Origin of the sequence: Streptococcus sp. 20925_1_22, from assembly GCF_041431685.1 — a bacterium.
GTDB lineage: Bacteria > Bacillota > Bacilli > Lactobacillales > Streptococcaceae > Streptococcus.
On record NZ_JAPVYE010000004.1, the window covers coordinates 226,425 to 243,440 of the forward strand.

15 protein-coding genes are annotated in these 17,016 nt (G+C 45.4%); 6 read left to right on the forward strand and 9 right to left on the reverse strand.

Annotation, left to right across the window (positions count from 1 at the left end; all coding sequences use genetic code 11):
• Positions 1–31: 31 nt before the first annotated feature.
• The 9 genes from O3621_RS07115 to pabB all read right to left on the reverse strand — a co-directional run bounded on the left by O3621_RS07115 (position 32) and on the right by pabB (position 8,477).
• Positions 32–754 carry a lantibiotic ABC transporter permease gene (locus tag O3621_RS07115; RefSeq protein WP_002911208.1) on the reverse strand — a complete coding sequence of 241 codons (723 nt, stop codon included), beginning with the start codon at positions 752–754 and terminating at the stop codon, positions 32–34.
• Positions 747–1,679, reverse strand: coding sequence for an ABC transporter ATP-binding protein (locus O3621_RS07120; protein WP_002910625.1), 933 nt, complete (start codon positions 1,677–1,679; stop codon positions 747–749). Before O3621_RS07120 ends, O3621_RS07115 begins: the two co-directional genes overlap by 8 nt.
• Positions 1,680–1,824: 145 nt before the next feature.
• The gene (locus tag O3621_RS07125; protein ID WP_371513988.1) at positions 1,825–2,520 is read right to left on the reverse strand and encodes a lantibiotic ABC transporter permease; all 696 of its coding nucleotides are present in this window, start codon (positions 2,518–2,520) and stop codon (positions 1,825–1,827) included.
• An 11-nt stretch (positions 2,521–2,531) separates the two neighbouring features.
• Entirely contained in the window at positions 2,532–3,440 is a 909-nt protein-coding gene (locus tag O3621_RS07130; protein ID WP_371513989.1) for an ATP-binding cassette domain-containing protein, read from the reverse strand.
• A gap of 144 nt (positions 3,441–3,584) precedes the next feature.
• A complete protein-coding gene (locus tag O3621_RS07135; RefSeq protein ID WP_314449753.1) occupies positions 3,585–4,277 on the reverse strand; it encodes an ABC transporter permease in 693 nt (230 codons plus the stop codon).
• Positions 4,278–4,314: 37 nt separating this feature from the next.
• The gene (locus O3621_RS07140; protein WP_314449754.1) at positions 4,315–5,073 is read right to left on the reverse strand and encodes an ABC transporter permease; all 759 of its coding nucleotides are present in this window, start codon (positions 5,071–5,073) and stop codon (positions 4,315–4,317) included.
• Positions 5,074–5,089: 16 nt separating this feature from the next.
• Positions 5,090–5,998: an ATP-binding cassette domain-containing protein gene (locus O3621_RS07145; RefSeq protein WP_314449755.1), complete on the reverse strand. Its 909-nt coding sequence runs from the start codon at positions 5,996–5,998 to the stop codon at positions 5,090–5,092.
• A 132-nt stretch (positions 5,999–6,130) separates the two neighbouring features.
• Positions 6,131–6,745 carry an alpha/beta hydrolase gene (locus O3621_RS07150; protein ID WP_314449756.1) on the reverse strand — a complete coding sequence of 205 codons (615 nt, stop codon included), beginning with the start codon at positions 6,743–6,745 and terminating at the stop codon, positions 6,131–6,133.
• A gap of 1 nt (position 6,746) precedes the next feature.
• A complete protein-coding gene (gene pabB / locus O3621_RS07155; RefSeq protein WP_371513990.1) occupies positions 6,747–8,477 on the reverse strand; it encodes an aminodeoxychorismate synthase component I in 1,731 nt (576 codons plus the stop codon).
• A 132-nt stretch (positions 8,478–8,609) separates the two neighbouring features.
• On the opposite strand from pabB, the gene O3621_RS07160 reads away from it, so the two are divergent.
• From O3621_RS07160 to O3621_RS07185, 6 genes are all read left to right on the forward strand, one after another.
• On the forward strand, positions 8,610–8,981 hold the full coding sequence (locus O3621_RS07160; protein WP_009659755.1) for a hypothetical protein: 372 nt from the start codon (positions 8,610–8,612) through the stop codon (positions 8,979–8,981).
• A 77-nt stretch (positions 8,982–9,058) separates the two neighbouring features.
• The gene (locus O3621_RS07165) at positions 9,059–10,153 is read left to right on the forward strand and encodes an AI-2E family transporter (RefSeq protein WP_314449758.1); all 1,095 of its coding nucleotides are present in this window, start codon (positions 9,059–9,061) and stop codon (positions 10,151–10,153) included.
• Between the two features lie 228 nt (positions 10,154–10,381).
• On the forward strand, positions 10,382–12,634 hold the full coding sequence (metE, locus tag O3621_RS07170; RefSeq protein ID WP_371513991.1) for a 5-methyltetrahydropteroyltriglutamate--homocysteine S-methyltransferase: 2,253 nt from the start codon (positions 10,382–10,384) through the stop codon (positions 12,632–12,634).
• 137 nt (positions 12,635–12,771) lie between these two features.
• Positions 12,772–13,650, forward strand: a complete 879-nt coding sequence (metF, locus tag O3621_RS07175) for a methylenetetrahydrofolate reductase [NAD(P)H] (RefSeq protein WP_314449781.1) — start codon at positions 12,772–12,774, stop codon at positions 13,648–13,650.
• Between the two features lies 1 nt (position 13,651).
• The gene (locus tag O3621_RS07180) at positions 13,652–14,596 is read left to right on the forward strand and encodes an AraC family transcriptional regulator (protein ID WP_314449782.1); all 945 of its coding nucleotides are present in this window, start codon (positions 13,652–13,654) and stop codon (positions 14,594–14,596) included.
• Between the two features lie 108 nt (positions 14,597–14,704).
• Positions 14,705–16,942: an alpha-galactosidase gene (locus O3621_RS07185; protein ID WP_371513992.1), complete on the forward strand. Its 2,238-nt coding sequence runs from the start codon at positions 14,705–14,707 to the stop codon at positions 16,940–16,942.
• The last annotated feature ends 74 nt before the right edge of the window (positions 16,943–17,016 follow it).

A 17,016-nucleotide genomic window follows, 5' to 3' on the forward strand; every position in this document is an offset into this window, starting at 1 on the left:
AGCTAATTTAGTGATTAGCTGAGTTTTTATTTTACAAATCTCTCTTTTTCAGTGTAGCCAGTCCTGCTAAGCTAAAGACCGTGATCAGACTGAGAGCAAAGATAGCTGTTTTGATGATGACACCTGGTATTGAAGCGTCTCCGTAGACGAACTCCATCTTGATAGCCTTGAACCATTCATTATTGGCATCAACCATTTGACTAGGGAGGCCGAGTAAGATGTAGGTCATGATATAGGTGATAAAGACGACACTATAGTTTCGAGTCAAGTAGAGGACAAAGCTGGTAATGCAGTACCAAGCATAGGTACAGATGACCTGCATGACAAAGAGTATTGCAAATTGTCCCCAGAAATTAGCTGGCAGGGTTCCCATATTACCGCCGGTTCGGACAAATTCGATGACAATACCTAAAATGTAGAGCAGTATGAACTGCATAGGCAGTAAGCTACCGATAACCAGTGCTTTAGAGAAGTAATACTGGGTCCGAGTCTTGCCTGTAGTCAGGTTATTGTGATAAAGTTTGTCATTGAGATCAACACCGAGAAGCAAGCTAGTCATGACATTGCAGGCAATAAAGAGCATGCCGCTGTTGTAGGAGACGACATCTATGGCAAAAAAGATACCGTTGTCGGAACTGACAACTTTGGAAGTGAAAATGGCGAGGAGAATTCCAAAGATGCAGAAAGCCTGCACTCCCCAGAATCCTACGGAGCGGAAGAGACGGTAGTAATCCGCCTTGATACTATTAAACATGAGTGTTTCCTCCTTGTTGGTTGATTAAGTCTGTAAAGTATTTTTCTAAGTCTTTGTGGGCGTAGTAGATTTCCCCGATTGGGATGTCGGCTAGGACTAATTCCTTGGCAATCTTGCGAATTTCTTGTACCTTACCGGAAATATGCAGCTCATCTTCCTTGTTGGTCGGTCTGAGCTGGTAGCCTAGCTTGTCTTGCACTAAATGAGCAGCTTGCTTGATATTATCCGTTTTGAGGATGATATAGTCGCCGCTTTCTCGGTTAAATTCTTCCTTAGACAGCTCCTTGATGAAATGCCCTTGATTGATAAAACCAAAGCGAGTTGCGACTAGATAAAGCTCGGACAGGATATGGCTGGAAATGATGATGGTGATGCCCAGTTCTTGATTGAGGCGCTTGACCATTTCTCTAAATTCCTGAATCCCAACGGGGTCTAAACCATTGATGGGCTCGTCCAGAATGAGCAAGTCGGGACGCCCCAAAATGGCAATGGCAATGCCCAATCGCTGTTTCATCCCCAGAGAGAAATTACGGAATTTCTTCTTTCCAGTATCGGTCAGGCCGACATATTGCAGGGTTTCTTTGATGACTTTGTCAGCATTTGGAATGCCCCGATCGGTACAGTAGTAGCGCAGATTTTCATAGGCCGACATGTGGGCATGAGCTACAGGGGATTCGATGACAGATCCAGTATGGCTGAGGGCTCTGGTCCATTCTTGTTGGTTCTGAGAGCCCAGGACAGATACGGTCCCTCCGCTAGGATAGATGACTTGCGTGATGATTTTGATCAGAGTGGTCTTACCAGCACCGTTTTTTCCGATGAGACCGTAGATCTCTCCTTTCTTGATGGAAAGACTGACATCTTTCAGAGCATATTGATCACCGTATTTTTTAGTGAGTCCTTTCACTTCTAAAACATTTTGCATGATGTTTCTCCTTTAGTTACTTTGTTTATACTTTTAGTATACAAACTAAATTTCAAATATTTCTCAAGAAATTCTAAAATATTTCTAAAGAAATTTAAAATTGGAAAGATTAAAATGAGCCAGTCGAGAGCCAGCTCATTGTTTACTATAAATCCTTTTTGTGGAAAGTATAGAGACTTGCTGCGGTGAAGACTGTTCCTAAAAACAAGGCGATTAGAACAATTCTTAAGGTTACACCGTTGCTTTGAAGCGTCTCAAAATCAAAGCTCATGGTGAAATGCTGCAGCCATAAAGATTTGGGATAAAATTGAGCAAGAGCTCCGGTTAAGGATGCGCAGAAAAGGTAACCTCCCAAAGCAGCAATCATAGATTTACTCAGATAAAGAATAAAGGAGATAATAGCTGTCCAAGCAATGACAGTCAGGCACTGCACAAAGAATAGAAGAATAAACTGAAGCAGGAAGGTGGCGGATAAATCACCAATACCGTTTAGAATGGCCGCTAGGATAAAGTTGATGCTATAAAAGAGAGCCAACTGCAGGAACGTTACGCAGACCATGACTAGGGCTTTAGAGACGAAGAAACTGGTACGGGAAACGCCGCTGGTTAATGTATTCTTGTAAAGCTGCTTGTTCAGATCTGTCCCGATGACGACCATAGAGAGGATAATGATGATAAAAGTATTGTTACCGATAGCGTTGGACACCGCTTGTATAAGCTGGACGGCATTTAATTTGCCAAAGACTGCGCTCAAGGTCGTCAGTAGAAAGATGAATTCGGTAATCCAAACAGCCTTGGAACGAAAGAAACGGTAAAAATCTGCTTGAAAAGTATGTAACATGTTTTTTCTCCTTACTGGACTAAATCTGTAAAGTATTTTTCTAAATCTTTGTGAGCTGCATAGATACCATTGACATGAATGTTGGATAGGACCAACTCCCTGTTGATGTCATTTAGTTCCTGCTCTTGGGCGACAATGTGCAGTTCGTCAGATTTATCAGCGTCCTTGAGCTGATAGTGGAGCTTGCCTTGGATGAGATTGGCAGCCTGATCTCTATCGCTGGTTTTGAGGACGATATAATCTTCGCTGGCTCGGTCAAAATCGTCTTTGGTGAATTCTGCGACAAGGCGTCCTTGGTCAATCACGCCAAACTTGGTGGCTACCAGATAAAGCTCAGACAAGATGTGGCTGGAAATGATAAAAGTGATTCCCAATTCTTGATTGAGTCGCTGAATCATCAGTCGAAATTCCTTGATTCCAAGAGGATCTAGGCCGTTGATGGGCTCATCTAAAATCATGAGTTCAGGCTTGCTGATAAGTGCAATTGCGATCCCCAAGCGCTGCTTCATTCCTAGCGAAAAGTTGCGGAATTTCTTTTTACCAGTATTGCTCAATCCGACATAGGCCAAGGTTTCCTTGATGAGTTGGTCGGGCTGGGCAATCTGGTGGACCTTGCAGTAGTAGTTGAGGTTTTGATAAGCAGTCATCTGATTGTAAGCGACCGGTGTTTCGATGACGGTACCTATCTTGCGCAGGGCTTCATTCCATTCCTTAGAGTTCTGCGAACCAAAGACAGAAACGGTTCCGCTGTTGGCATGAATGAGCCGGCTAATGGTCTTGAGAAGAGTAGTCTTACCAGCTCCGTTCTTGCCAATCAGTCCATAAATATCGCCTTTTTGGATAGATAGGCTGACTTGATCAAGGGCATATTGCTGGCCATATTGTTTGGTAACTTGCTTTACTTCTAAAACAGTTTGCATGGTATATTCTCGCTTTCTTAGGTTTGATTTTAGTATACAAGCTAGACTTCAAATATTTCTCAAGAAATTCTAAAATATTTCTAAAGAAATGCAGAACCAATCCAAAAGCAATAAAAAAGCAGCCAAAGGGCTGACTGCTTAAATTTATAAGTCTCTGTGCTGAAAGGCTTGGTAACCACCTAAGAGAGAACCAGCAAGGATAAGGAATAAGAATAGTTCAGAATTTATCTGGGGGAAAACGATGACGAGGCTAGACTGAAGCATAATTAGGGCGAAAAAGACGAGATAGCTGGCTAGGGTAGAGCGGGTCAGGTAGAGAAGACAGGTAACTACGGAACTGCAGGTCATAATAAAGAGAAAGGAGCGAAAGAAAGACAAGGAAAAGCTCCAGAAAAAGTTCTTTGGCATAGTCCCAAGTCCGTGGAAGAGGCTCCCAAAGATAAAGGCTATAGCAAAGGCTGTTACTAGTTGAAAGATGATAATTGTGACAAGAAGAGCTATTTTGGATAAGTAAAATTCTTTCCGAGAAACCCCGCTGGCTAATATATTGTTGTATAATTTTCTAGTCAGGTCACGACCTAACAGAAAGATAACGAGCACAAGGACAGTAATCATGACAAAGGGCAGGAAATCTTTAGCAAGCTCCCCGAGAGCTTCAAATCCTGTCCAACCTTGGATGACTATTTCTTCTGGATCAGAAGACGTAGAGATATAAAAATTAAAGTTGCTTTCACCAAGAGAGCTGATGAAAATGAGAAAAAAGAGCAGCCCTTCTATTAGCCAAAAAGGTTTGGAGCGGACAAGCTGGTAGAGTTCCGCCTGAATAGTATGTAACATGAAATCTCCTCTGAATGATTAAGATTGTTCCTGCTTTTTATAAATTTTTCTTTTTGAAAACCATCAGTCCGCTAATCAGAAAGACTAGGGTGACCGTTACCACTGTCAGGATAGCCTTGATAACAGCCCCGCCATCTGCTGCCATATTTGTGTTAAAACGCAGAGTCAGATAGAGCAACCATTCATTATCAGGGTAAAAGATGAGGGGAATAGTCAGTAAGGTACCACCAAGGAAATAGGTCAGAAAGATAGATACGATGGAGTGGCTGGCATAGAGTACAAAAGAAATGATGGCAATCCATGCAATCGTGCCGAGAAATTGGACGAAGAGAGCAGCTCCCAGCTGAGGCAAAAAAGAGCTGGGGGCACTTCCAATTCCGTTGGACAGACTAGCGGTCACAAAGGAGATAGATAAAATCATCAGGAAGTGAAAGGCTGCGATGCTAACGCAGACAAAGAACTTAGAAAAATAATAGCTGAGCTTAGAGATGCCGTAGCTCAGACAGTTTTTATAAAGTTTCCGAGACAGGTCCACTCCAAGGACCATACTGATACCAATGATGGTGAAAAAGAGCAGACTGTCTGTATTGCCTGCAAAATAGTCCAGAGCTTGAAGGCCGGTTAGTTTTCCTAGAGATTGACTAGCAGACGCATTACTTGAGATATTTGCTCCAAAATGAATATTTGCTTGGAAGAAGGTTGCTGAGAAAATCACACAGAATAATAAAAACTCAGTAATCCAAAAGCCCTTTGAGCGCATGAGCCGGTATAAATCGGCTCTAATGAAATCCATCATGATAAGCCTCCCTTTGTCATTTGACCAAGTCTGTAAAGAAGTTTTCTAGGTTTTGTCGTGCATAGTAAATCTCCTGCACCGGTATATCTGCGACCGCAAGTTCCTTGACAATCTTGCTAATCTCATGTGAATGGGTAAAGATATGAATCTCGTCAGAAGCATTGACCACCTTGATACGATGCATGAGCTGGTCGTGAATCAGCCGGCTGGCTTCTTCTAACTGCGACGTTTTAAGCACGATATAGTCTTCGCTCTGTTCTTCAAACTCCGCCTTGGAAATCTCGCGAATCAGCCGTCCCTCCTCGATAATGCCGAACCGAGTACCCACCAAGTAGAGTTCAGACAGGATATGGCTGGAGATGATAAAGGTCATGCCAAATTCTTCGTTTAGCCGCTGCACCAGCTGGCGGAATTCCTTGATGCCGACTGGATCCAGGCCATTGATAGGTTCGTCCAGTATCATCAGGTCAGGTCTGGTAAGAAGCGCGATAGCTAGACCCAGCCGTTGTTTCATCCCGAGTGAGAAGTCGCGAAATTTCTTCTTGCCGGTATCCGTCAAGTCCACGTATTCCAAGGTTTCACGGATGACCTTATCCGCATGGGGAATATGGCGGAGCTTGCAGTAGTAGCTGAGATTTTCGTAGGCTGTCAGGTGGTTGTGAGCAACCGGAGTTTCGATAACTGATCCGACCCGTTTGAGGCTCTGCGTCCATTCTTGATAGTTCTGAGAGCCAAAGAGGGAGATATTGCCACTGCTTGCTTCCAAAAGCTGGGTGATGACCTTGATCAGAGTGGTCTTTCCGGCCCCGTTCTTGCCAATCAAACCGTAAATATCTCCTTTTTTTATCGTCAGACTCACATTGGTCAGAGCGTACTGCCGGCCGAATTTCTTGCTGACTTGCTGTAAAACCAAAACATTTTCCATGTCAAGTCTCCTTTTCATGATGTTAGGAGAGAAAACTCCCCTTCTTATTAACTAGTATAGCGCCAAACTTTCAAATATTTCTAAAGAATTTCTCAAATATTTCTAAAGTTTTTGATTGGTTTTATAAAAGGGTCAGAACTCATGTAGGAATTTCTCAATTATTTGAGCAAATGTTTCTGGCGCTTGGCTATTCAGAGTATGGCCGCCCTTTTCTATAATGCAAAGCTGAGAATTTTTAAGCAGCTTGTTAAGTTTGTAGGCAGCTTTTAGATTGGGCTTGTCTTTGCTGCCGCAAACAAGCAGGCTGGGGAGCATGATTTTCTTTACCTTATCAGTAAGATTTACCTTACGCAGCTCGGTCAAAATCTGCAGCATATGTTTCTTATCGGCTCCTTGCTTGGAGAAGACGCTTTTGGGAATTAGTTTAAATACAAGAATCTGCAGTCTGTAGAGAAAATTATCTGCTAAATTATATTGAGTCCCGGATAAAATCAAGCCCTTCATATGAGGAAGATCTTGGTCAGCTAGGTCCAGTGCCAGCAGGCCACCGAGTGACAAACCGACTAAGATGAAAGGCTGATTTTGGGTCTGAAGGTGATGGAGGGTTGCTTGTCGAATTTCTTGGTAGCTTTCATTTCCCCTTGGAAAAAGAGCCAGCGCCTCCGTTGGGACATCGGTTAGGGCTTCTTGAACTTTCTTCCAAGAATGCTCATCTTGCCCTAGTCCGTGCAGAAAAATAACTTTCATATCAGAGCTCTCCTTTATCAACCTCCAGCTCGTACAATCCCCTGACTGCGTTGCAGGCGTAGATTTTCTCCGCCTGAGCTAGGTCAGCCAGCGTTAAAACTTTCTCAGTAGCTTGTCCTTTATCCAGTAGCTGCTGGCGGTAGATGCCCTTGAGCAGGCCCAGTTCAGCTGGAGGCGTGTAGAGCTTGCCGTCAAGCTCCAGCATCAGATTTCCGATAGAGGTTTCCAGCAGCTGGCCTTGGGCATTGTAATAAATCTGCTCTTGCTGTTCCAAAGTCAGATGGGGCCGATAGCTGGTCTTGAAATAGGTAAAAGGCTGGGCCAAGTTGGCTGTTTGCTGAACTAATTTTGCCTTTTTAAAAGTTTCTGGTAATGGCAGCAGAGGAGCTGTTTCTAGGCTAATACTACCGTCTTTTTTTAGAGAAATACGTAGCCTGTAATCCTGCCCTTTATCTAGCTGAGCGCAGGTTTCTTCTAACTCTTGGTTCAGTTTGTCTTGGTCAAAAGGATAGGCAAAGTAGCCAGATGCTTCTGTCAGTCTTTGCAGGTGTTGGTCTTGCAAGGTCAGCTTTCCATCTGTCACTTTTGCTGTAGAAATCAGGTCGAATCGCGGATTTTTCCGATAGAGGACGGCAGATTTTTGCTGGGTTTCGATGTATTCGGATTTCCACGTGCTGTCCCAAGTGATTCCGCCGCCAACGCCATAGATGGCTTTCCTTCCATCCAACTGAATGGTGCGGATGGCGACATTGAAAATCCGTCTCTGGTCTGGCAGGCAGATACCTACTGTACCGCAGTAGACCCCGCGAGCAGCTTTTTCTGTCGCCTTGATGATAGCCATGGTCGAAATCTTAGGAGCACCTGTGATGGATCCGCAAGGAAAGAGCGCCTTGAAAAGCTCTGCCAGTCCGATTCCCTCATGCAGTAGGGTTTTAATGGTAGAGGTCATCTGCCAGACTGTAGAGTATTGCTCGACGTTGCAGAGACGCTCAACCCGCTCGCTGCCCGTCTGAGAAATGCGGTTCATATCATTGCGTAGCAGATCGACAATCATCATATTTTCTGCTCGGTTTTTGGCATCCTGGGCCAGCCATGCAGCCTGCTCCCTATCCTGCTCTAAGTTCAGTCCCCGATTGGTAGTTCCTTTCATAGGACGAGTGGTCAGTTGACCTCGGTGCTCCTCGAAAAAGAGCTCGGGGCTGATGGACAAGATGGCGGTCTCATCATGCTCTACATAGGCATTGTAGGCCGCATTTTGCTCAACGACCAGCCTATTGTAAATAGCCAAGCTATCCTCAGGATTGAGCTCCGCGCACAGCTGTACCGTGTAGTTGACCTGATAAGTATCACCCTGGCGGATATGATGATGAATGGTCTCAATAGCCTTCTGGTACTCTTGCTCAGAAGTCAGCCCCTGCCAAGCCGCTGGCATTTCCACTTCCTCATAGGTCAAGGGAATGGCAGCCTGCTCGGCCTTATCGTGGATAGTAAAGTAGAGGAGGTATTCCTTCTGGAGCGGAGCTGAGTGAACCTGAAACTTTTCCTCAAAGGCTGGAGCTGCTTCATAGCTGACATAGCCGACAGCATAGTATCCTTTCTCCTGCCAGCCCTCAATCTCTGTCAAAAGTTCTTCCACGTGGTCAAGACGGCGAGTCTTTAGCTCCTTGATGGGATTCGTAAAAATCAGGCGTTGGCCCAACTGCTTAAAATCAATAATCGTTTTCTTGTGCATAAAGTTATTTTATCATAAGATAATTTGAATGAAAACGGATTTATCGGATGAAACAGTCATTCTTTTATAATGGTTGACAGATTAGAAAGTAGCTAGGTATACTATGTTTAAAAAAGAAAGAATGAGATTGCTATGAAATCAAATAAATTGTTATTAGTAAATGGAATTACTGGAATTTTAGGAGGCCTCATCATCCTTTACGCTTCTTCTCAGAGATGGCACTGGGAAATAGTTGCTTTAGTTCCCAAGATGGTCGAAAAGTCTGACTGGGGCGTCCTGATCATACTGATCAGCTTGCTGTTTCTTTGTCTTTCCCTAGCTGGAATGGCTCATTATAGTGAAGAGCCAAGAGTCAATAAGATGAGCCATAAGCTTCTCTTTTTCGCCTTTCTTGCAGGAATCATTCCATTTTTGGGGAACTTGGCCGGCGTTCTAGCTATCATATCGGGGATTTTTTATCTTCAAGATGTACCCAAATTCAAGAGCGATGACAAAGCGGACTAACCCATGCTTCCTCCTGCTCGAAAGCCCTCGAAAATTATGATAAAATAAGAAAACGAAAAACCTCAAAAGGAAACCTTATGAAAAAAATAAATGATTCTTATAAACTAATTGTCTTTGCGGCGCTTGCTTTAGCTCTGGTTCTCTATATCGGGAACATCTGGTCTGGCCTGCAGAGTCTGACTTCGGTTTTTTCGCCTATTATACTGGGTGGAGTCCTAGCCTTTATCTTTAATGTTCCGATGAAAAAGCTGGAAGACTTCTTGGGCAAATGCCGAGTCCCTCAGAAGTTGCAGCGCGGTTTGGCCTTAGTTTTAGAGGTGCTGATTTTAGCTCTCATTATGACGGGGATTGTCTCCATCGTCGTGCCGACTCTGACCACAGCGGTCAATCAGCTGAGTGAAACAATCGGCAAGGTAGCACCTCAGGTAGCCAAGTGGCTGCAGCAGTCTGGCTTGCTTTCCTCTAGCCAGCTGAAAGATTTGACCAAGCAACTGCAAAATAGCGACATTGTCAACCGAGCCATCTCTCTTCTGGGCAGTCTGACGGGCAATATCTCTGCCATCTTTGGCAATTTCTTCTCTGTCATCATGTCTATTTTTCTCATGTTTGCCTTCTTGAGCAGCAAGGAGCATTTACAGACAATCACTAGCCGTCTCCTGCAGGTCCTGCTTCCTGAGAAGGCTGTCAAACGCCTATCCTATGTCGGTTCTGTCATTGTTGAGACCTATGATAAGTTTCTGATGGGGCAGATGATAGAGGCCGTCATTGTTGGGATTTTAGTCTTTATCGCCTACTCTCTGACAGGCCTGCCTTATGCGGCCTTGACAGGAGTTTTGGCCGGAGTGCTCTCTTTCATTCCCTACATCGGGCCTTTCTCAGCTTGTGCTCTAGGTGCTATCTTTATCTTCACCGACAGCCCTTGGAAAGCTCTTCTTTCAATCGCAGTCTTTCAGGGAGTGCAGCTGATTGAGGGCAATGTCATCTATCCGCGCGTGGTAGGCCAGTCCGTCGGTCTCCCAACGCTCTTTACCCTAGCTGCCGCCCTGATTGGAGGTAATCTCTTTGGTTTGGTCGGCATGATTTTCTTCACCCCTATCTTTGCAGTTATCTACCGCTTGGTTAGAGAGTTTGTTGTGGAGAAGGAGGAGAAAAAAGCACTAGTAAAAGAATGAAAAGAAACCAGCGAGAATAAAAATCGCTGGTTTTTCTTTTTCCAAGGCCATAATTTCTACCTATAGCAAACAATAATTTCAGTTAATAGTGTTGTTAAAATAGGGCTTTTGGATTGGTTGATGAGGGTGGTTATAGTTTTAGGCTATATCAAACTCTGGGAAATTCCAATTATACAGAGGGGGGATTTTCTGATAAGATAAAATCAAGAAAAATTTTGGAGGACATTTATGTCAACGACTATTATTGGTTTCCCACGTTTGGGCGAATTCCGCGAATTGAAATTTACAACTGAAAAATACTTTAGACATGAAATCTCAGCAGAAGAGCTTCTGGCTGCAGCTAAGGAGCTGCGCGCTAAGCACTGGAATATTGTTAAGGAAAAAGGAATTTCAGAGATTCCGTCAAATGACTTTTCTCACTACGACAATGTACTGGATGCGGCTTTTCTCTTTAACGTGGTGCCGTCATCTGTGCAAGGGTTGGAGTTGACTGACTTGGAGCGTTATTTTGCCTTGGCTCGTGGTTATCAGGGCGAAAAAGGGGATGTCCGCGCCCTTCCGATGAAGAAATGGTTCAACACTAACTACCACTATATCGTTCCTAAATTTGAAAAAGAAACCCAAGTCAAATTGGCTGGGCATAAGATTTTTGATGAATTTGCAGAAGCGAAAGAGTTGGGCTTGGTAACCCGTCCAGTTGTGGTTGGCCCATTCACCCTCCTGCAAGTATCTGACTTTGAAGACAGTGTAGCGCCGGCTGACTTTGTAGATGCCCTGGCTGCAGCCTATCAAGAAGTTTTTGCCAAATTAGCAGAGCTTGGCGCAGAGCGTATCCAGCTGGATGAGCCAAGTCTGGTCAAGGATCTGTCAGCAGAAGAAAAAGCTCTCTTCTTGGACCTTTATAAGAAACTTTTGGCAGACAAGAAAGGCTTGGAAGTCTTGGTTCAAACCTACTTTGGTGACGTTCGTGACATCTATGCAGACCTTGTAGAGCTGCCAGTAGATGCGATTGGTCTGGACTTTGTCGAAGGCAAGAAAACTTTTGACCTTGTTAAAGGTGGTTTCCCAGCTGATAAGACACTCTATGCGGGTATCGTCAACGGTAAAAACATCTGGCGCAACAACTATGAAAAGAGCTTGGCTGTTCTTGAGCAAATCCCAGCTGAAAATCTTGTTTTGACAAGCTCATGTTCGCTGCTCCATGTGCCATTTACGACTGCTAACGAAGAATTTGAACCAGCAATCTTGAACCACTTTGCCTTTGCGGTGGAAAAATTGGATGAAATCCGTGACTTGGATGCTATCCGTAATGGCGGTGGTGCAGAAGCACTTGCTGCTAACAAAGCTCTCTTTGCAGCAGAGCGTGTTGGACAAAATGCAGAGCTGGCTGCTCGGATCGCTGGCTTGACAGATGCAGACTACACTCGCCTGCCGGTCTTTGCAGAGCGTGAGGAAATTCAGCACAAGGCGCTCAATCTGCCACCATTGCCAACTACGACAATTGGTTCCTTCCCTCAAACCAAGGAAGTCCGTGCCAAACGTTTGGCCTTCCGCAAGGGTGAGCTGTCAGCAGAAGACTATGACAAGTTCTTGGCTGAGCAGATTGATGAATGGATCAAGTGGCAAGAAGAAGTCGGCTTTGACGTGCTGGTGCACGGTGAGTTCGAGCGTAATGACATGGTTGAGTACTTCGGTCAAAACCTGTCAGGTTACCTCTTCTCTAAGAATGGTTGGGTACAATCATACGGTATGCGTGGGGTGAAACCACCAATCATCTGGGGTGATGTGACTCGTCTCAACCCAATCACTGTTAAATGGTCTAGCTACGCACAAAGCCGTACAGACAGACCTGTTAAGGGTATGTTGACTGGACCTGTAACCATCCTCAACTGGTCTTTCCCACGTGAAGACATCTCGATCAAGGATTCAACCCTTCAAATCGCCTTGGCAATCAAGGATGAAGTGCTTGACCTTGAAGCTGCAGGCGTGAAGATTATCCAAATCGACGAGGCTGCTCTTCGTGAGAAATTACCACTCCGTCGCAGCGACTGGTACGAAGACTACCTTGACTGGGCAATTCCAGCCTTCCGCTTGGTACACTCTACAGTAGCGCCAGACACACAAATTCACACTCACATGTGTTACTCAGAATTTACAGATATCATCCCTGCGATCGACAACATGGATGCGGACGTGATTTCCTTTGAAGCTAGCCGCTCTAACTTGGAAATCCTGGACGAGCTCAAGGCTAAGAACTTCCAGACAGAAGTAGGTCCTGGAGTTTACGATATCCACTCACCGCGCGTGCCAAATGAAGGGGAAATCGACCATACGATTGAAGCCATCTTGGCTAAGGTGCCAAGCAGCAAGGTCTGGATCAACCCTGACTGTGGTTTGAAAACACGTGGTATCCCAGAAACTAAAGCTAGCTTGGTGCGCTTAGTAGAAGCAGCCAAATCGGCTAGACAACATTTGAAATAATCCTCCTCGAACCTCAAAAGTTGATCTTGATGGAGGAACATACCAAAATTGAAGCGGAGCTGACAATCCTGCAGGAGCTGTTTTTGTAGGATTGTCCTCGGCTATCGCTACCATCATTGAAAGGAACTTTTTGTTATATGGTTCGTCGTCACACACCCAGTCTCTCATTTGAAGTATTTCCTCCCAATCCGGCAGTAGGCAATGATAAGATTTTTCAGGCGTTGAGAGAGATGCAAGATCTGGCTCCTCACTTTATCAGTGTGACAGCCAGCAATAATAAGTTTGACATTGAGGAGACGACGGTTCGTTTGACCGAGTTCATCGCCAATGATCTCCAGATTCCGACGATTGCTCACTTACCTGCGGTCTATCTGACCAAGGACATGGTGTCTAATATCTTACAGTCTTTAGATCGGGTTGGTGTCCATCAGATTTTAGCTTTGCGAGGAGATATTTTTCCAGATGTGGCGCCTAAGGATGATTTTACCTATGCGACTGACTTGATCGAATACATCAAGACAGAAGCGCCGCACTTTAACATCGTCGGAGCCTGCTATCCAGAGGGCCATCCGGATTCTCCAAATCAAATTTCGGATATTCAAAATCTCAAGAAAAAGGTGGATGCTGGCTGTTCTAGTTTGGTGACCCAGCTTTTCTTTGACAATGAGCGCTTCTATGATTTTCAGGACAAGTGTATTTTAGCCGGTATTGAAGTGCCCATCCATGCTGGGATTATGCCGATTCTCAATCGCAATCAGGCTCTGCGCCTGCTCAAGACCTGTGAGAATATCAAGCTGCCAAGAAAATTCCGGGCTATTCTGGATAAGTACGAACATGACCCAGAGTCTCTGAGAGCAGCTGGTCTGGCTTATGCTGTGGACCAAATTGTTGACTTGGTGACTCAGGATGTGGCGGGCATACACCTTTATACTATGAATAACGCTGCAACGGCCTACCATATCTATAAGGCTACCCATGCTCTCTTCAATCATAATCCATCTGTCCAATCTTTTTAAGATGAATGAAGAAACCACTAATCAGATTCAGTTGCTGTTTAGTGGTTTTTGTTTTATAATATGGATAAAAGTTTTGTCTAAATTTAAGGAGGAGCTGATGGAGCATTCGCTGACCTTGGTTAAGTCTATGCAGTTTGGCCAAGAAGATTGTTTTTTTGCTTTCTGTGGTTATTCAAAAACGGAAGCCCATCATAGCTTTGGCCCGGCTGTTCGGGATGTTTATGTCATTCATATCGTACTGGAGGGGCGGGGGACTTACTCCGTTGGCAATCAACGCTATGATTTGCTGGAAGGGCAGGGCTTTGTGGTGCCACCGGGTCAGTCGGTATTTTATCAGGCTGATGGAGAAGAGCCATGGTCTTATGTCTGGATGGGACTGGGTGGGTGCCTCTTGCCTCCTTATCTCCAGGTTCTGGGACTACAGTCAGGCCAATGGTCTTTTGAGCTGACTTCTGTGCAGGAATTTAAGGCCTTGGTCTTTGAAAGTCTGGCCTATGAGGGCAGCGGAATAACAGCTGAACTAGCTCTGCAAAGGCAAGTTTATCGCTTCTTAGAGCTCTTGTCCCAACGTCTTAAGCAGACATCTTTAATCACGGAAAGTCGTCGGGTCAATCCTTATGTCCAGCAGGTCTTGGAACTGCTGAGCAGTCATCTGCCAGAAAGTTTATCTGTACAGGAGCTGGCGCAGAAATTGGCTCTGCACCCTTCCTACCTATCTCGTCTTTTCAAGGATGAAGTAGGCAAGGGGATCAAGGAGTACAGCAATGATTTGCGGCTCAATATGGCAGCTGATTTGCTGACGAGCAGCCAGCTTTCGGTGGAAGAGATTGCCAATAAGACAGGCTTTGCCGGAACCCAGAGCTTTTCAAAAGCCTTCAAGAAGGCACGTGGCCAGTCGCCCTTGAATTTTCGCAAGGCTAGCTCTCATCTGGGACAGGAGCTGTAAAAAGTCACATTTGGATAAATAATACTAGAAAGAAAGGCTTACCAAAAGGGGTGGCCTTTTTTATAATGAAAGTGGAAGTTTGATTGCAAACTGTGAAAGGAGAAGACCATGAATAAGGCGAGTATTTTGTTTAAGGAAGAGTGCAGACAATTTCATCTGACTAATGGTGATGTTTCTTATATCTTTCGGGTTGCGGAGGATGGTAAACTCTTGCAACTTTACTACGGAGCGGCGGTACCAGAGCGGGATTATTCTTATCTGGTGGAGCTGCAGCATCGGCCCATGACGACCTATCGGAAAGAAGGGGATTTACGCTATTCTTTGGAGCATGTGCGGCAGGAATTTCCAGAATACGGCACGACAGATTTTCGCCATCCCGCTATCTGTCTGCGGCAGGAAAATGGCTCGCGTATTACTGATTTTGTCTATGTCAGTCATCAGATGGTAGATGGTAAGCCAGCTTTAGAGGGGCTGCCCGCTACTTATATAGAGGCTCAAACGGAGGCTAAGACGCTTATCTTGACCCTGCGAGATGCCTTGACAGAAGTAGAAGTTCAGCTGTTTTATACGATTTTTGCTGATTGGCCGGTTATCGCTCGCTCCAGCAAAGTGATTAATCAAGGCAGGGAAACTTGCTATTTGGAATCCCTAGCTAGTCTGTCGCTGGATCTGCCAGATGCTGACTATGACTGGCTGCAGCTATCAGGAGCATGGGCCCGGGAACGCCATATCAAGGCGCGTCCGCTTCAGCAGGGGATTCAGTCTATTGAGTCAACCCGCGGCATTTCCAGTCCCCACCACAATCCTTTTGTGGCTCTTAAGCGACCGGAAACGACTGAGTTATCAGGTCCAGTGCTAGGAGCGGCCTTGGTGTACTCGGGCAATTTTCTCATTCAGGCTGAGGTGGATACCTATGATGTGACCCGGTTGCAGCTAGGAATTAATCCTTTCGATTTTGAGTGGAAGCTGGCTGCGGGCCAGTCCTTTACCAGTCCAGAAGCTCTGTTGGTTTACTCTGAGGGGGGCCTCAATGGCATGAGTCAAGTCTTTCATCAGCTATTTCGTCGACGTCTAGCTAGGGGCTACTGGCGCGAGCGAGTGCGTCCTGTTCTCATCAATAATTGGGAAGCTACCTATTTTGACTTTAGTGAGGATCAGCTGCTGGAGCTTGCTGAAAAGGCTCAGGAAGTAGGGGTAGAGCTCTTTGTGTTAGATGATGGCTGGTTTGGCCAGCGGACTAATGATCGTGCTGGGCTGGGTGATTGGTTTGTCAATCCAGACAGGCTGCCGCAGGGGCTGGGATCGCTAGCAGAGCGAATTCACGGTTTGGGCATGAAGTTTGGTCTTTGGTTTGAGCCGGAAATGGTCAATAAGGACAGCCAACTCTACCGAACTCATCCTGACTGGCTGCTGGCAGTGCCAGATAGACAGCCCCACCATGGTCGGAACCAGTTTGTTTTGGACTATTCTCGGCCGGAAGTAGTGGATGAGATTTTTGAGCGTCTGTCAGCGATTATCGAGGAAGCGCAGCTGGATTATATCAAATGGGATATGAATCGCCCTCTGACGGATGTCTTCTCAGCTGCCTGGCCAGCTGATCAGCAAGGAGAGATTTTTCACCGCTATGTCTTGGGTGTTTATGACTTGTATGAGCGTTTAATCAGTCGGTATCCAAGCTTGTTATTTGAGTCCTGCTCTTCAGGTGGAGGCCGATTTGATCCAGGTATGCTCTACTATGCTCCTCAAGCTTGGACCAGTGATGATTCGGATGCGATTGAGCGCTTGAAAATCCAGTATGGAACCAGTCTTCTCTACCCTCTTTCGTCCATGGGAGCCCATGTCTCCATCGTGCCCAATCATCAGACCAATCGTCTGACTCCGTTGAAGACGCGGGGCAATGTCGCCTTTTTCGGTTCCTTTGGCTATGAGCTGGATCTTAATCAGCTAAGTCCAGAAGAATTGGCTGAAGTCAGGGAACAGATAGCTTTTTACAAGCGCCATCGAGAGCTAATTCATAATGGAACTTTTTATCGACTGCAGTCGCCCTTTAAGGGAGATGGGCAGACAGCTTGGATGGTTGTCAGTCAGGATCAGAACACGGCACTTTTAGGCACTTTCAAGGTCCTCAATCAAGTCAATCGTTCTCATCAGCGCTTGCAACTGAAAGGACTGGCTGTGGATAAGGTCTATCGGCTAGAGGGGCGTGCCTATACGGGGGCTGAGCTTATGCGAGTTGGGCTGGTTACCACGGACGCTTCCAGCGGTCAGCTTTTAGAGGATTCTGGGCAAAAGCCGAGCTATGACTTTGATTCCAAACTTTGGCTGTTTGAAGCAGGGGATGAGTAGATAAGCTGGGAAATAAAAAAGCAGAAGGAACAAGCTGATTAAAAGCTGTCCTTCTTGTTTTTTCTCTAAATAAA

Excerpts from the sequence above, each read along its gene's own strand:
- O3621_RS07115 (WP_002911208.1), bottom strand. The coding sequence starts at position 754 with ATGTTTAATAGTATCAAGGCGGATTACTACCGTCTCTTCCGCTCCGTA.
- O3621_RS07120 (WP_002910625.1), bottom strand. The coding sequence starts at position 1,679 with ATGCAAAATGTTTTAGAAGTGAAAGGACTCACTAAAAAATACGGTGAT.
- O3621_RS07125 (WP_371513988.1), bottom strand. The coding sequence starts at position 2,520 with ATGTTACATACTTTTCAAGCAGATTTTTACCGTTTCTTTCGTTCCAAG.
- O3621_RS07130 (WP_371513989.1), bottom strand. The coding sequence starts at position 3,440 with ATGCAAACTGTTTTAGAAGTAAAGCAAGTTACCAAACAATATGGCCAG.
- O3621_RS07135 (WP_314449753.1), bottom strand. The coding sequence starts at position 4,277 with ATGTTACATACTATTCAGGCGGAACTCTACCAGCTTGTCCGCTCCAAA.
- O3621_RS07140 (WP_314449754.1), bottom strand. The coding sequence starts at position 5,073 with ATGATGGATTTCATTAGAGCCGATTTATACCGGCTCATGCGCTCAAAG.
- O3621_RS07145 (WP_314449755.1), bottom strand. The coding sequence starts at position 5,998 with ATGGAAAATGTTTTGGTTTTACAGCAAGTCAGCAAGAAATTCGGCCGG.
- O3621_RS07150 (WP_314449756.1), bottom strand. The coding sequence starts at position 6,745 with ATGAAAGTTATTTTTCTGCACGGACTAGGGCAAGATGAGCATTCTTGG.
- pabB (WP_371513990.1), bottom strand. The coding sequence starts at position 8,477 with ATGCACAAGAAAACGATTATTGATTTTAAGCAGTTGGGCCAACGCCTG.
- O3621_RS07160 (WP_009659755.1), top strand. The coding sequence starts at position 8,610 with ATGAAATCAAATAAATTGTTATTAGTAAATGGAATTACTGGAATTTTA.
- O3621_RS07165 (WP_314449758.1), top strand. The coding sequence starts at position 9,059 with ATGAAAAAAATAAATGATTCTTATAAACTAATTGTCTTTGCGGCGCTT.
- metE (WP_371513991.1), top strand. The coding sequence starts at position 10,382 with ATGTCAACGACTATTATTGGTTTCCCACGTTTGGGCGAATTCCGCGAA.
- metF (WP_314449781.1), top strand. The coding sequence starts at position 12,772 with ATGGTTCGTCGTCACACACCCAGTCTCTCATTTGAAGTATTTCCTCCC.
- O3621_RS07180 (WP_314449782.1), top strand. The coding sequence starts at position 13,652 with ATGAATGAAGAAACCACTAATCAGATTCAGTTGCTGTTTAGTGGTTTT.
- O3621_RS07185 (WP_371513992.1), top strand. The coding sequence starts at position 14,705 with ATGAATAAGGCGAGTATTTTGTTTAAGGAAGAGTGCAGACAATTTCAT.